Here is a 15,018-nt window from a genome sequence, read left to right on the forward strand (position 1 = left end):
GGAACCAATGAAACGCCTGAGCTGGCCGTCCTGGATGCCGATCGACCCCTACATCCTGGCGTTGATCGGGACCGTGGGCGTCGCCGCCCTGCTCCCCGCTCGCGGTGGCGCGGCCGACGTGGCGTCCGGCGCCTCGACCGCCGCCGTCGCCTTCCTCTTCTTCCTGTACGGGGCCCGTCTGTCGACCCGTGAGGCGATGGACGGCCTGCGCCACTGGCGCCTCCACATCACGGTCCTGGCCTGCACCTTCGTCCTGTTCCCGCTGCTGGGCCTCGCGGCCCGCGGCCTGGTCCCGGTGCTCCTGCCGCAGAACCTGTACGACGGGCTGCTCTTCCTCACCCTCGTCCCGTCGACGATCCAGTCCTCGATCGCGTTCACCTCGATCGCACGCGGCAACGTCCCGGCGGCGATCTGCGCGGGCTCCTTCTCGTCGCTCGCCGGCATCGTGTTCACGCCGCTGCTCGCGGCGGCCCTGCTCGGCAACAACGGCGGAGGCTTCTCGGCCGACTCCGTCGTGAAGATCGTGCTGCAACTGCTGGTGCCGTTCGTCGCGGGCCAGTTGCTGCGCCGCTGGGTCGGCGGGTTCCTCACCCGCCACAAGAAGGTCCTCGGCTACGTCGACCGCGGCTCGATCCTGCTCGTCGTCTACACGGCGTTCAGCGAGGGCATGGTCCAGGGCATCTGGCACCAGGTGAGCGCCGTCCGGCTGGCCGGACTGCTCGCCGTCGAGGCGGTGCTGCTCGCCGTGATGCTGGCCGTGACCTGGTACGGCGCGAAGGCGCTCGGCTTCGACCGCGGCGACCGCATCGCGATCCAGTTCGCCGGGTCGAAGAAGTCCCTGGCGTCCGGACTGCCCATGGCGAGCGTGCTGTTCGGCGCCCACGCCTCGCTCGCCGTGCTGCCGCTGATGCTCTTCCACCAGATGCAGCTGATGGTGTGCGCGGTCCTCGCCAAGCGCCGCGCGAAGGACCCCGACGACGCCGGGGAATCCGCGGACGGCGCACCGGACGCGGTACCGGCCCGTACCCCGGCCGGGACGGCCGGGGCAGGCGTCGGCGTCAGCTCTTCGGCATCAGGACCGAATCGATGAGGTAGACATTGGCGTTCGCGGTCTTCACGTTGCCGCAGACCACGTTGGCCGAGCCGTTGACCTTGTAGGACTCGCCGGAGCCGGACGTCATGAGCTTCGACTTCTCCAGCGTGGGGAACGAGCCGTTCGCCAGGTCCTTCGGCGCGAGCTTCTGACCGACCACGTGGTACGTGAGGATCTTGGTCAGCGTCGCCTTGTCGTTGAGGACCTTGTCGAGATCGGCCTTCGGGATCTTCGCGAAGGCGTCGTTGGTCGGCGCGAACACGGTGACGTTCTGGGCGTTGTTGAGCGTGTCGACCAGGCCGGCCTTCTTCACGGCGGTGACCAGCGTGGACAGCGCCGGGTTGTTGGAGGCGGCGGTGGCGACCGGGTCCTTGGCCATCCCGTCGAAGGAGCCGGAGCCCTCCTTGGGGACGGAGGAACAGCCCGGGCCGAACGGCTCGCTCATGGCCGACGTGCCCTCGGAGGGGCTGGCCTTGTCCTTCGAGGAGGACGAGGACGACGAAGAGGAGTCGGAGGCCTTGTCCTTGGAGCCGCTGTCCGAGCAGGCGGTCAGGGCCAGCGGAAGCATGCCCGCGGCGGCGACTGCGACGGCGATCCGGCGTACTGGAGTCTGCATGACGATCCCTCGGCGTTCTGGTCAGCGAGGACGCTCTGCCCCCGTCGCCAGTAATCCGGCACCGTGCGCCGTCCGGATTGGCCGCTTCCCCGAACGAGTGACGCCGGATCGGTCGACGTCGACGACGAAGGAGAGCCCGGCACGCCGAGGACGGGGCCCGGCCGACGCAGGGGGCGCTCCCCGTCGCACCGGGACCCCGTCCGGCGTGCCGCGGGTCCCGCGTCAGTTCGACGCGGCCGGAACCCGCAGGTCGAGCCGGTGTTCACCCGCGTACACGTTCATGTTGGCGCCGCGCAGGAAGCCGATCAGCGTGAGTCCGGTCTCGGCGGCCAGGTCCACGGCGAGGGACGACGGCGCCGAGACCGCCGCGAGCACCGGGATGCCCGCCATGACCGCCTTCTGCGCCAGCTCGAAGGAGGCGCGGCCGGAGACCATCAGGATCGAGCGCGACAGCGGCAGATCGCCGCTCTGGAGCGCACGCCCGACCAGCTTGTCGACGGCGTTGTGCCGCCCGACGTCCTCCCTTATGTCGACGAGCGTGCCCTCCTCGTCGAAGAGCGCCGCCGCGTGCAGGCCCCCGGTCCGGTCGAACACCCGCTGTGCCTCGCGCAGCCGGTCGGGGAGCGAGGTCAGCAGCTCGGGGGTGAGCCGGACCGGGGGAGTGTCGGCGATCGGGAAGCGGGCCGTGGTGCGCACCGCGTCCAGGCTGGCCTTGCCGCACAGCCCGCAGGACGAGGTCGTGTACACATTGCGTTCGAGCGTGATGTCGGGGAGGACGATCCCGGGGGCCGTCCGCACATCCACCACGTTGTACGTGTTCGAGCCGTCCTGCGTCGCACCGGCGCAGTACACGATGTTCTGCAGATCGTCGGCGCCGGCCAGCACCCCCTCGCTGACCAGGAAGCCCGCCGCGAGCGCGAAGTCGTCGCCCGGGGTGCGCATGGTGATGGCGAGCGGCTTGCCGTTCAGCCGGATCTCCAGGGGTTCCTCGGCGACAAGGGTGTCCGGCCGGGACGAGACCTGCCCGCCCCTGATGCGGATGACCTTGCGCCGTTCCGTGACTCGTCCCATGTCTTGATCAGTCCCGGTTCTGTACGTGCTGGTAGCCGAAGCGGCCCTTGATGCAGAGGTTGCCGTGGGTCACCGGGTTGTCGTGCGGCGAGGTGACCTTCACGATCTCATTGTCCTGCACATGGAGCGTGAGGTTGCACCCGACTCCGCAGTACGCGCACACCGTCGTCGTCTCCGTCTGCGCCGACTCGTCCCAGGTGCCGGCCGCCCGCATGTCGAACTCCGACTTGAACGACAGCGCGCCGGTCGGGCACACCTCGACACAGTTGCCGCAGTACACGCACGCGGAGTCGGTCAGCGGGGCGTCGTGCTCGACGGCGATCCGGGCGTCGAAACCGCGTCCGGCGACGGAGATCGCGAACGAGTTCTGCCACTGGTCGCCGCAGGCGTCGACGCACTTGTAGCAGAGGATGCACTTGTCGTAGTCGCGGACATAGAGGTCGTTGTCGACCCTGGGTTCCTCGCCGAGGCGGGCCGCGTCCGGGCCGAACCGGTCCGGCTTCGCCTCGTACTCCTTGATCCATGTGGCGACTTGTGGAGTCGTCGACAAGTCCACACTCGACGCGAGGAGTTCGAGGACGACCTTGCGGCTGTGCCGGGTCCGCTCGGTGTCCGTGCGGACCTCCATGCCCGGCTCCGCCCGGCGCGAGCAGGCGGGCACCAGGGTCCGCGCGCCCTCCACCTCGACGACGCACACCCGGCAGGCGTTCTTGGGGGTGAGGGTGTCGCCCTGGCACAGCGTCGGGACGTCCTTCCCCGCGGCACGGCACGCGTCGAGGATCGTCGAACCCTCGGGCGCGCGCACCGGCTCCCCGTCGAGGGTGAACTCCATCAGCCGGCGGGGTATCCCCAGCGGCACGGTCGTCGTCATGATGCGTACGCCCCCAGACGGTCGATGGCGGACTCGATGGCGTTCCAGGCGGTCTGGCCGAGACCGCAGATCGAGGCGTCCTTCATGGTCCGCCCCACCTCGCGCAGCAGCGCGATGTCGTCCTCGGCGTCGATGCCCCGCCGCTCCGCGATCCGGTGCAGCGCCTCCTGCTGGCGCACCGTGCCCACCCGGCAGGGCACGCACTGCCCGCACGACTCCTCGCGGAAGAACTGGGCGATGCGCAGCAGGACCCGGGGCAGCGGCAGCGCGTCGTCGAAGGCCATGACGACCCCGGAGCCGAGCGTGGTGCCCGCTTCCCGGGTGCCCTCGAAGGTCAGCGGGATGTCCAGCTCGTCGGGCCGGACGAAGCCGCCCGCCGCGCCGCCGAGCAGGATCGCGCGCAGCGGGTGCGGGGTCCCGGCGAGGGCGAGCAGGTCGCCGAGGGTCGCCCCGAAGGGCAGTTCGTAGAGGCCGGGGCGGGCGACGGCGCCGGAGACGCAGAACAGCTTGGGCCCGGTGGACCGGCCGGTGCCGATGGCCGCGTACGCCTCGGCGCCCATGGTCAGGATCGGCAGCACGTTGAGAAGCGTCTCGACGTTGTTCGCCGCCGTCGGTTTGCCGAACAGCCCCTTCTCCACCGGGAACGGCGGCTTGGAGCGCGGCTCGCCCCGGTACCCCTCGATGGAGTTGAACAGAGCCGTCTCCTCACCGCAGATGTACGCGCCCGCCCCCCGCCGGATCTCGATGTCGAAGGCGAAGCCCTGCCCGAGGATGTCGTCGCCCAACAGCCCACGGGCACGCGCCTGTTCGACGGCATGCGTCAGCCGGGCGAGGGCGCGCGGATACTCGCCGCGCAGGTACAGATAGCCGTGGTGGGCGCCGGTCGCGTACGCCGCGATCGTCATCGCCTCGACGAGCGCGTACGGGTCGCCCTCCATCAGCACCCGATCCTTGAAGGTGCCCGGCTCGGACTCGTCGGCATTGCACACGAGATAGTGCGGCCCGTCCGGCTGAGCGGCGGTGGCCTGCCACTTCCGCCCGGTCGGGAACGCGGCCCCGCCCCTCCCCACGAGCCCCGCGTCCGTGACCTCCCGGATCACACCGGCGGCCCCGATGGAGAAGGCCCGCCGCAGGGCCAGGTAACCGCCGTGGGCCCGGTAGTCGTCGAGGCCGGCGGGATCGACGACGCCGACGCGCCGGAGGAGGATCAGCCCGTCGTCACCGGCCTGGGGCAGATCAAGCCCCTCCGGCGATTGAGGAGCGGGGTCCGGGGCGGAGCCCCGTGGCAGTACGACGGTCTCGGCGGAACCAGGGGCCCCGGCCGACACACGCAGAGCGACAGGCGCCCGCTCGCACACCCCGAGACACGGCGACTCCTCGACAGCCACACCGTTCCCGCCCCGCGCCTTCAACGACGTACAAAGATCGGCACCGCCCACCCGCGCACACGCCAGATCGGTACACACGTGCAGCACGGTGGAAGCCCGCGGCCGCACCGAGAACATGGAGTAGAACGTCGCCACCCCGTACGCCTCGGCGGGCGGCACCGTGAGTCGCCGGCACAGATAGGCGAGCGCCCCCTCGCTGATCCACCCCACCCGGTCGTTGACGGCGTGCAGCCCCGGCAGCAGCAGATCACGCCGGTCGCGCGCGGCCCGCCCGCCCCGGGCCCACCGCAGATCGGCGTCCGGCCGGTCGACCCACTCCCCGGCAGGCGCCTCCCACGCGGTGGCCGGCGGTCCGAGCAGCGCGTCGACGGCCGCCCGCTCCTCGTCGGTCGGCTTGCTGTCCCCGAAGCGCAGATCCACCGTCAGCCCCTCACCGTCAGCTTCTCGGAATCCGAGTCCGAGATCTTCTCGACTCGGATCGCCGACGCCTTGAACTCCGCCGTCCCGGCGATGGGGCAATTGGCCTCGATCGTCAGCGCGTTGGTGTCCACCTCGTCGGGGAAGTGCATGGTCATGAAGGCGAGCCCGGGACGCAGCCCCGGGTCGACCCAGACCGGCGCGGTCACCACGCCGCGCCGGGACGACACCCGGACCTCCTCGCCGACCACGACGCCGTACCGCTCCGCGTCCTCCGGGCACAGCTCGACGTACTCGCCGCGGCGCAGCGGGGAGGCGAAACTCCCGCTCTGCACACCGGTGTTGTACGAGTCGAGACGGCGCCCGGTGGTCAGCCGGATCGGGTACGACTCGTCGGTCAGGTCGACCGGCGGATCGTGCTCGACGAGCCCGAACGCCGCGAGCCGCCCCCGCCGCTCCGGGTCGGCCTCCCACAGCCGCCCGTGCAGATAGGAGGACGGCAGCTCGTCGACGTCCGGGCACGGCCATTGCAGGCCCTGGTGCGCGTCGAGCCGGTCGTAGGTCATCCCGAAGTGGTCGGGGGACAGGGCGCGCAGCTCGTTCCAGACCGTCTCGGCGTCCGGGTACTTCCAGTCGTGGCCGAGCCGCCCGGCCACGTCGCAGATGATGTCGATGTCCTCACGCGCCTCGCCCGGCGCCCGCAGCGCGGCCCGCACCCGCTGAACGCGCCGTTCACTGTTGGTCGTCGTGCCCTCGGTCTCCGCCCACGACGCGGTGGCGGGGAGCACGACATCGGCCATCTCCGCGGTCTTCGTCAGGAAGATGTCCTGCACCACCAGGTGGTCGAGCGCGGCGAGCCGGCGCGCCGCCTGCTCGCTGTCGGCCTCGGACTGGGCCGGGTTCTCCCCGATGCAGTACACGGCGTGCAGCGAGCCGTGCTCCATCGCCTCGAACATGTCGGTGAGGGTCATGCCGTACCGGGGCTGGATCACGGTGTCCCAGGCACGCTCGAACTTCAGCCGGTGCCCGTCGTCGAGGATGTCCTGGAAGCCCGGCAGCCGGTTGGGGATGGCGCCCATGTCGCCGCCGCCCTGCACGTTGTTCTGCCCGCGCAGGGGCTGCACCCCGGCGCCGTACCGGCCGACGTGCCCGGTCAGCAGCGACAGATTGATGAGCGCCCGGACGTTGTCGGTCCCGTTGTGGTGCTCGGTGATCCCCAACGTCCAGCACAGTTGGGCGCGTTCGGCCGTCGCGTAGGCGTGCGCGAGATCGCGGACGGCCGCCGCCGGGACGCCCGTGACCTTCTCGGCGAGCGACAGCGTCCACGGCTCGACGAGCGCCTTGAACTCCTCGAAGCCGGTCGTCGCCCGCTCCACGAACGCCTTGTTGTGCAGATCGGCCGCGATGATCTCGCGGGCGACGGCGTGCGCGAGCGGAATGTCGGTGCCGACGTTGAGCCCGAGCCAGCTCTCCGCCCACTCGGCGGTCGAGGTGCGGCGCGGGTCGACGGCGTACATCCGCGCCCCGTTGCGGATCCCCTTCAGCACGTGCTGGAAGAAGATCGGGTGCGCGAAACGGGCGTTGGATCCCCACATCACGATCAGGTCCGTGTGCTCGACCTCCTCGTACGAGGAGGTGCCGCCGCCCGAGCCGAAGACGGCCGACAGCCCGGCCACGCTCGGCGCGTGACAGGTCCGGTTGCAGGAGTCGACGTTGTTGGTGCCCATGACGACCCGGGTGAACTTCTGCGCCACGAAGTTCATCTCGTTCGTGGCGCGGGCGCAGGACAGCATCGCGAAGGAGTCGGGGCCGTGCGCGGCCCGCGCCCGCCGGAACCCGGCCGCCGCCGCGTCCAGCGCCTCGTCCCAAGTCGCCTGCCTGAAGGGCGAAGTGCGGTCGCCGGGCACCTCGCGCAGCAGCGGCTGGGTGAGCCGGGTGTAGCTCTTCTGGTTGCCGTTGCGGCCGTTGCGGCCGTTCGGGGTGCGGTCGCGACGCTTCTGCTTCATGCGGCGTCCCTCCTCATGCCGTGGGCGAGCAGATCCGAGAGGGCGTGCACGGTGCGCAGGGTCGGCACCTCGACGCCGGTGATGTCGGCCAGCTCCACCACCGCGGCCAGCAACACGTCCAGTTCCAGGGGCTTTCCGCGTTCCAGGTCCTGGAGGGTGGAGGTGCGGTGGTCGCCGACCCGCTCGGCACCGGCGAGACGGCGCTCGACGGAGATGTCCGGCCGGCAGCCGAGAGCCGCGGCGACCTCCAGCGTCTCGGTCATCATGACTTCGATGACCCGCCGGGTGCCGCCGTGCCGGCACATCTGCCGCATCGTGGCGCGCACCAGGGCGCTGATCGGGTTGAACGAGATGTTGCCGAGCAGCTTGATCCAGATGTCGGCGCGCAGTTCGGGTTCGACGGGACACTTCAGGCCGCCGGCCCTCATCGCGTCGCTGAACTCCACGCAGCGGGCCGACACGGTCCGGTCCGGCTCCCCGATGGAGAACCGGGTGCCTTCGAGATGCCGGACCACGCCCGGCGCCGCCAGCTCGGTCGCGGCGTACACGACACAGCCGATCGCCCGCTCGGGCGCGAGCACCGCACTGACCGCGCCCCCCGGATCGACGCTGTCGAGCCGGTGCCCGTCGTGCGGGCCGCCGTGCCCGTGGAAGTACCACCAGGGAATGCCGTTCTGCGCCGCGATCACCGACGTACGAGCGTGCAGAAGCGGCTCGATCAGCGGCCCGCACGCCGCGTACGAGGTGGCCTTCAGGCCCAGGAAGACATGGTCGACCGGGCCGATGTCGGCCGGGTCGTCGGTGGCGTGCACCCGGGCGGTGAAATCGCCGCGCGGACTGCTCACCCGTACACCGTCCCGCCTCATGGCCGCCAAGTGCTGTCCGCGGGCGACGAGATGGACGTCGGCGCCCGCGCGATGCAGGGCGGCTCCGACGTAGGCGCCGATCGCTCCGGCGCCGAGAACTGCGACTTTCACTGGAGCGCTCCGTCCGGTCGAGGGTGCCGGCTCCGCCCCGCTCGCACGGGCGGTGGCGGTCCGGAGGAATCGATGGAGCCGATGGAATATTGTCTACAGTATGGAAGTTGGGTCGACAAGGGTCCGCGCACGGATGCGCGTCGTCACGGATGCGCGGGTTCATGGATGTGCAGGTTCATTGCATACGGTCGACCGATCCCGTACGCCCCCTTCCCAACTCCTCCGCTCCTACCTACGGTTCTGGATCATGAGGCCCCCTGTTGCACCCCCCGGCTGGAGCCGCTGGCTCGTCCCCCCAGCCGCTCTCGCGGTCCATCTGTCCATCGGCCAGGCCTACGCCTGGAGCGTTTTCAAGCCCGCCATCGAGGACGCCCTGCATGTGAGCGGCACGCAGAGCGCGCTGCCGTTCCAGCTGGCCATCGTGATGCTCGGGCTGTCCGCGGCGTTCGGCGGCACGCTCGTCGAGCGCAACGGACCGCGCTGGGCGATGACCGTCTCCCTGATCTGCTTCTCGTCCGGCTTCCTGATCTCCGCACTGGGCGCGGGACTTGAACAGTTCTGGCTGATCGTCCTCGGCTACGGCTTCGTCGGCGGCATCGGCCTGGGCATCGGCTACATCTCGCCGGTCTCCACGCTGATCAAGTGGTTCCCCGACCGGCCCGGCATGGCCACGGGCATCGCGATCATGGGCTTCGGCGGCGGCGCGCTGATCGCGTCCCCGTGGAGCGCCCAGATGCTGGAGTCGTTCGGCTCGGGCAACGGCGGCCTGGAACTGGCGTTCCTGGTGCACGGCGTCGTGTACGCGGTCTTCATGTCGCTGGGCGTGCTGCTGATACGAGTGCCGCGAGCGGATTCGCTGCCAGGGGCGCGAGGAACTGCGCGAGCAACCCCCACCGGCCCGCAGGTATCAGCGAACCAGGCGATCCGCACCCCCCAGTTCTGGTGCCTGTGGATCGTCCTCTGCATGAATGTCACGGCGGGCATCGGCATCCTGGAAAAAGCCGCCCCGATGATCACCGACTTCTTCCAGACCTCCAGCACCCCGGTATCCGCATCGGCCGCCGCAGGCTTCGTCGCCCTGCTCTCCGCCGCGAACATGGCGGGCCGCATCGGCTGGTCCTCCACCTCCGACCTCATCGGCCGTAAGAACGTGTACCGCCTGTACCTCGGCGTGGGCGCCCTGATGTATCTCCTCATCGCGCTCTGGGGCGACTCCTCGAAACCCCTCTTCGTGCTCTGCGCCCTCGTGATCCTCTCCTTCTACGGAGGCGGCTTCGCGACGATCCCCGCCTACCTGAAGGACCTGTTCGGCACCTACCAGGTGGGCGCCATCCACGGCCGGCTGCTCACCGCCTGGTCCACTGCGGGTGTGCTCGGCCCGCTCATCGTCAACCGGATCGCCGACAGCCAGGAGAGCGCGGGCAAGCACGGCGCGTCCCTCTACGGCCTGTCGCTCACGATCATGATCGGCCTGCTCGTCGTCGGCTTCGTCGCCAACGAACTCGTCCGGCCGGTCCATGCCCGCCACCACCACGTACCCGCGCCCGAGGAGTCCGCCGATGACGCAGCCGCCCCCGCCCGAGACCAGCAGCAATCCGCCTGACCGCCGGGCTCTCATCGCCTTCGCCTGGCTGTGGGTGGGCGCTCCGCTCGCCTACGGACTGTACGAACTGGTGCAAAAGGCGACGCAGCTGTTTACGGGTTGATCGGTCGGAACTCTCCAAGCCTTGCCCCGCATTCCTGTCGCATACGTCACCGGTTACTCACCGGTCGCTGACCAGACTGGAATGTCCGCAGCTCGGACGGGGACACAGGGCCCGCGGGCAAGGCACTTGAGGGGACCCTCCATGAACGGTTCGCGCATCGTCGGCATCGGCCACTACCAGCCCGCCAGGATCCTGACCAACGAGGACCTGGCGGGCATGGTCGACACCAACGACGAGTGGATCCGCTCGCGCGTCGGCATCCGCACCCGGCACATCGCGGGCCCCGACGAACCGGTCGACGAGCTCGCCGCGCACGCCGCCGCCAAGGCGCTGGCCGCGGCGGGCCTGACCGCCGAGGACATCGACCTGGTCGTCGTCGCCACCTCCACGGCGGTGGACCGTTCCCCGAACACGGCGGCCCGCGTCGCCCACCGCCTCGGCGTCCCGTCCCCGGCCGCCCTGGACCTGAACGTCGTGTGCGCCGGCTTCACCCACGCCCTCGCCACCGCCGACCACACGCTGCGCGCCGGGGCCGCACGGCGCGCCCTCGTCGTCGGCGCCGACAAGATGTCCGCCGTCACCGACTGGACCGACCGCACCACGTGCGTGCTGACCGGCGACGGTGCGGGCGCCGTCGTGATCGAGCCGTGCGCGGACGGGACGGAACCCGGCATCGGCCCGGTGCTGTGGGGCTCGGTCCCCGAGATGGGCAACGCCGTACGGATCGAGGGCGAGCCCGCGCGCTTCGCCCAGGAGGGCCAGTCCGTCTACCGCTGGGCCACCCGCTTCCTGCCGCCCCTGGCCCGCGAGGCCTGCGAGCGGGCCGGTCTCGCCCCGGCGGACCTGGCCGCCGTCGTCCTGCACCAGGCGAACCTGCGCATCATCGAACCCCTCGCGGAGAAGATCGGCGCCGTGAACGCCGTGATCGCGCGGGACGTCGTCGACTCCGGCAATACCTCGGCCGGGAGCATCCCGATGGCCCTGTCCAAGCTGGTCGAACGCGGGGAGCTGGCGAGCGGGTCGCCCGCGCTGCTCTTCGGCTTCGGCGGAAATCTCTCCTACGCCGGCCAGGTCGTCCGCTGCCCGTGACGTGCGGGTTTCCGGGGTACCCGGGGCATCTGGATGTGACGAGGCCAACTGCCCCTAGCTGTAGCGATTGTGCTCGGTAAACTGTATTCCAAAGACAATCCGTCGGAATCGGCTCGCCGGATCGTCCGAAGCCCAGGAGGGGGACCGCGATGTTGTCCACAGGACTGCCGCAGGGGGCGGTGCCCAAGCTCGAGCGCCCGGGACCACTGCGCGAGCGGGTCTACGAGGCACTGCTGGAGCTCATCACCACGCGCGCCCTGCAGCCCGGTCAGCACCTGGTGGAGAGCGAGCTCGCCGGGCACCTGGGCGTCTCGCGCCAGCCGGTGCGGGAGGCGTTGCAGCGCCTGAACACCGAGGGCTGGGTGGATCTGCGTCCGGCTCAGGGCGCCTTCGTGCACGAGCCCACGGAGGAGGAGGCCGATCAACTCCTCGCGGTCCGTACGCTGTTGGAGGCCGACGCCGCCCGGCTCGCGGCGGCCAACGCGGGCAAGTCCGGGATCACCGCCCTGGAGGAGCTCTGCACCAAGGGCGAGCGCGCGGTGGCCGACGGGGACGTGGACCTGGTCGTCGCGACGAACGCCGAGTTCCACGCGAAGGTCATGGAACTGGCGGGCAACGTCGTCCTCGCCGAGCTGGCCGGCCAGGTCGACCGCCGGGTCCGCTGGTACTACCAGCCGGTGGCCCGCCAGCGCGGCAAGCAGTCCTGGATCGAGCACCGCGAACTCATCGCGGCGATCTCGGCCCGCGACGAATCCCGCGCGACAGCCATCATGCGCACCCACACGGAACACACCCGAGAGACCTACCACCACCGAGACCGAGACTGACGAACCGTCGCGTGTGAGCGCCGGGGGTGGGGGGGCGCCCCGCCAGGGGCGCGGGGAACTGCGCGCTCAGCCCTAGACGACCGCAACTCGACGACGATGAGCTTCCCCGCCCCTGCACTGGGGGAGCAGACCGATGCGGGCCCGTGAACCAGCCCCGCCAGGGGCGCGGGGAACTGCGCGCCCGGCCCCCACACAGCCGGCACCCGAAGAAGATCACCCCACAGGCCCGGCGCGGAGCCGCCCCGCGCAGGACGACCACCGCGCCTCGACCCCCAGCATGAGCACCAGCGCCACCACAAGACCCAGAAGCTGAGCCAACGCCGAGACCCGCATCCCGAGCACCACCGTGGCCAACACCACCGGCACCGCCATGACCCGATACCCCACGGGAAACATCCGCATCGCGTAGCGGAACGCCACATCCCCGCCGAGGAACAGCGCCACCCCACCGGCCAGGGCCAGCGCGGGTCCGGCGTGCAGCTGCTCCCCGATGTGCCCGAGCGCCTTCTTGATCCCGGCGGCGAGGAACGCGACCCCGAGCAGCATCGGCACGAACGCGTAGTAGTACGCCGTCATGGCGAGCCACCAGCGCCGCTCGGGCGGCGTCGCCGCGAACGCGTGCTCGGCCCCGCCCTCGTCCCGCACGAAGTACGTCCACCACAGCGCCCCGGCGAGCGTGAGCGCGAGAAACACCCCGGTGAACACCCCCGGCGTGAACGGCAGATCGCCGACGCCCACCCCGATCGCGACGACGGACTCCCCGAACGACACGATGAGCAGCAGACCGTGCCGCTCCACGAGATGCCCCGGGTGCAACCCGCCCAGCTGGACCCGGAGTTCGGACGTCGACCGCCCGCCGCGCCGCGCCGGCCCGTACTCCGCGAGCCGAGGCGTCAGGAACTGCACCGCGATGGCCAGCACCCACAGCCCGTCCGCGACGAGTCCCGAGCACAGCCCCGCCCCGGTGACGGCCAGCGCGGCCAGCGAGTTGGGCACCGCGTACCAGATGACATCGCCACCGTGGCTGCGCGTGTACAGCACGCTGTGCACCACGACGACCAGCAGGAATCCGAGACCGAAGACGACGCCCGCGTTCGACTCCGGGTCGAAGACATGCGGGATGCACAGCGCGCAGATCAGGAACGCGCCCATGCCGAACAGCATCAGCAGCCGCCGCGACGGACGGTCCGGCGGCACCTGGTTGGTGAGATACGCGTACGCCGAGTACATCCAATAAAGCAGCGCGAAGAGCAGCGTGACCCGGCCCGCCGTGGCCCAGGAGAGATCGTGGGCGATGACCACGGTGAGCTGGGTCAGCGTGTAGACGAAGACCAGATCGAAGAACAACTCGAGCGTCGTGACCGGCTGCGGGGCCTGCGGACCCCGCGCGGTCGATATGTCTGCCTGGTGCGGCGGTGCCGCCTCCGGTGTCATCCCCGGACCCCCTCCGACGTGGCGCGTTCTGGCGGCGGACAGCCTACGGGCCGGACGCCGACGGAGGTTCCGCATCGAGCTTTGTCCTGTGACGGGAGAAAGTCGTGGGTAATTCCTGTGCAACTTCTTCCCACTCCCGGCAGCCGCTGCTACGTTCCCCATCGAAAGCCGGACCGAGCTGCCGGGCGGAAACGCCGGTGAACACGAGCGACGGTCCGACGGAGCCCGAAGAGGCGGGGAGGGGCACGTGAGACGCATGACGGCTCGGCCCGCGAACGCGCACCAGGCGCGGCTGCTGCGACTGCTGCGCGACGGTGGGCCCAACTCCCGTGCCCAGCTGGGAGATCAGGTCGACCTCTCACGGTCGAAGCTGGCCGTCGAGGTGGACCGGCTTCTTGAGACCGGACTCGTGGTCGCCGACGGACTGGCCGCATCGCGCGGCGGCCGTCGCTCCCACAACATCCGGCTCGCGCCCGAACTCCGCTTCCTCGGCGTCGACATCGGCGCGACCTCGGTCGATGTCGCCGTCACCAACGCCGAGTTGGAGGTACTCGGACACATCACCCAGCCCATGGACGTCCGCGAGGGCCCGGTCGCGGTCTTCGAGCAAGTCCTCGCCATGGCAGCCAAGTTGAGGGCTTCCGGACTCGCCGAGGGGTTCGACGGAGCGGGCATCGGCGTGCCCGGTCCCGTCCGCTTCCCCGAGGGCGTCCCGGTCGCCCCGCCGATCATGCCCGGCTGGGACGGCTTCCCGGTCCGCGAGGCACTCAGTCAGGACCTGGGCTGCCCGGTCATGGTCGACAACGACGTGAACCTGATGGCGATGGGCGAGCAGCACGCGGGCGTCGCCCGCACCGCCCGCGACTTCCTCTGCGTCAAGATCGGCACCGGTATCGGCTGCGGCATCGTCGTCGGCGGCGAGGTCTACCGCGGCACGACCGGCTCCGCGGGCGACATCGGGCACATCCAGGTAGAGCCGGACGGCCGCCAGTGCGCCTGCGGCAACAAGGGCTGCCTGGAGGCCTACTTCAGCGGCGCGGCGCTCGCCCGCGACGCCGAGGAGGCCGCCCGCGACGGCCGCTCACCGGAACTGGCCACCCGCCTCGAGGCGTCGGGCCGGCTCAGCGCGTCCGACGTCGCGGTGGCGGCGGCCACCGGTGACGGCACCTCCCTCGAACTGATCCGCGAGGGCGGCAACCGCACCGGCCAGGTCATCGCCTCCCTCGTTAGCTTCTTCAACCCCGGCCTGGTCGTCATCGGCGGCGGTGTCACCGGACTCGGTCACACCCTCCTCGCCGCGCTGCGCACCCAGGTCTACCGCCAGTCACTCCCGCTGGCGACCGGCAATCTCCCCATCGTTCTCGGGGAGTTGGGCCCCGCCGCCGGAGTCATCGGCGGCGCCCGTCTGATCAGCGACCACCTGTTCTCACCCGCGTAGCCACCGTCGCGGGACCGGCATCTCAGTACAGCGCTCAGCTCCGCCCTGCCCTGACGCACGTCGCTCCGCCGCACCTCGTTCCGAC

At 70.7% G+C, this 15,018-nt stretch carries 12 protein-coding genes; 5 read left to right on the plus strand and 7 right to left on the minus strand.

The annotated features are described in order from the left end of the window. Window positions 1-7: 7 nt before the first annotated feature. Window positions 8-1,090: a bile acid:sodium symporter family protein gene (locus ACFVDP_RS14690; RefSeq protein WP_383489543.1), complete on the plus strand. Its 1,083-nt coding sequence runs from the start codon at window positions 8-10 to the stop codon at window positions 1,088-1,090. Here ACFVDP_RS14690 and ACFVDP_RS14695 read toward each other — a convergent pair. The 6 genes from ACFVDP_RS14695 to ACFVDP_RS14720 all read right to left on the minus strand — a co-directional run bounded on the left by ACFVDP_RS14695 (window position 1,059) and on the right by ACFVDP_RS14720 (window position 8,439). Further along, window positions 1,059-1,709, minus strand: coding sequence for a fasciclin domain-containing protein (locus tag ACFVDP_RS14695; RefSeq protein WP_383488730.1), 651 nt, complete (start codon window positions 1,707-1,709; stop codon window positions 1,059-1,061). The genes ACFVDP_RS14690 and ACFVDP_RS14695 overlap by 32 nt on opposite strands. Window positions 1,710-1,931: 222 nt before the next feature. Then, window positions 1,932-2,780, minus strand: coding sequence for a formate dehydrogenase accessory sulfurtransferase FdhD (fdhD, locus tag ACFVDP_RS14700; protein ID WP_383488733.1), 849 nt, complete (start codon window positions 2,778-2,780; stop codon window positions 1,932-1,934). 7 nt (window positions 2,781-2,787) lie between these two features. Further along, the gene (locus ACFVDP_RS14705; RefSeq protein WP_383488735.1) at window positions 2,788-3,651 is read right to left on the minus strand and encodes a 2Fe-2S iron-sulfur cluster-binding protein; all 864 of its coding nucleotides are present in this window, start codon (window positions 3,649-3,651) and stop codon (window positions 2,788-2,790) included. Next, complete coding sequence (locus ACFVDP_RS14710) at window positions 3,648-5,459, minus strand: NADH-ubiquinone oxidoreductase-F iron-sulfur binding region domain-containing protein (protein ID WP_383488738.1); 1,812 nt, start codon at window positions 5,457-5,459, stop codon at window positions 3,648-3,650. The genes ACFVDP_RS14705 and ACFVDP_RS14710 overlap by 4 nt, the downstream gene beginning before the upstream one ends. 2 nt (window positions 5,460-5,461) lie before the next feature. Further along, on the minus strand, window positions 5,462-7,462 hold the full coding sequence (locus ACFVDP_RS14715; protein ID WP_383488741.1) for a molybdopterin oxidoreductase family protein: 2,001 nt from the start codon (window positions 7,460-7,462) through the stop codon (window positions 5,462-5,464). Then, the gene (locus ACFVDP_RS14720) at window positions 7,459-8,439 is read right to left on the minus strand and encodes a 2-dehydropantoate 2-reductase (protein ID WP_383488744.1); all 981 of its coding nucleotides are present in this window, start codon (window positions 8,437-8,439) and stop codon (window positions 7,459-7,461) included. The genes ACFVDP_RS14715 and ACFVDP_RS14720 overlap by 4 nt, the downstream gene beginning before the upstream one ends. A 247-nt stretch (window positions 8,440-8,686) precedes the next feature. Between ACFVDP_RS14720 and ACFVDP_RS14725 the strand changes: the two genes are divergently transcribed. From ACFVDP_RS14725 to ACFVDP_RS14735, 3 genes are all read left to right on the plus strand, one after another. Continuing rightward, entirely contained in the window at window positions 8,687-10,042 is a 1,356-nt protein-coding gene (locus ACFVDP_RS14725) for an OFA family MFS transporter (RefSeq protein WP_383488747.1), read from the plus strand. Between the two features lie 244 nt (window positions 10,043-10,286). Continuing rightward, complete coding sequence (locus ACFVDP_RS14730; RefSeq protein ID WP_383488750.1) at window positions 10,287-11,234, plus strand: beta-ketoacyl-ACP synthase III; 948 nt, start codon at window positions 10,287-10,289, stop codon at window positions 11,232-11,234. Window positions 11,235-11,383: 149 nt separating this feature from the next. Further along, window positions 11,384-12,061: a GntR family transcriptional regulator gene (locus ACFVDP_RS14735; protein ID WP_383488753.1), complete on the plus strand. Its 678-nt coding sequence runs from the start codon at window positions 11,384-11,386 to the stop codon at window positions 12,059-12,061. 213 nt (window positions 12,062-12,274) lie between these two features. Here ACFVDP_RS14735 and ACFVDP_RS14740 read toward each other — a convergent pair whose 3' ends face one another. Next, on the minus strand, window positions 12,275-13,495 hold the full coding sequence (locus ACFVDP_RS14740; protein WP_383488756.1) for a low temperature requirement protein A: 1,221 nt from the start codon (window positions 13,493-13,495) through the stop codon (window positions 12,275-12,277). Window positions 13,496-13,751: 256 nt separating this feature from the next. Here ACFVDP_RS14740 and ACFVDP_RS14745 point away from each other — a divergent pair, with 256 nt between their 5' ends. Continuing rightward, window positions 13,752-14,933: an ROK family protein gene (locus tag ACFVDP_RS14745; protein ID WP_383489546.1), complete on the plus strand. Its 1,182-nt coding sequence runs from the start codon at window positions 13,752-13,754 to the stop codon at window positions 14,931-14,933. Window positions 14,934-15,018 lie beyond the last annotated feature (85 nt).

The organism is Streptomyces sp. NPDC057694 (genome assembly GCF_042799415.1).
Taxonomy (GTDB): domain Bacteria; phylum Actinomycetota; class Actinomycetes; order Streptomycetales; family Streptomycetaceae; genus Streptomyces.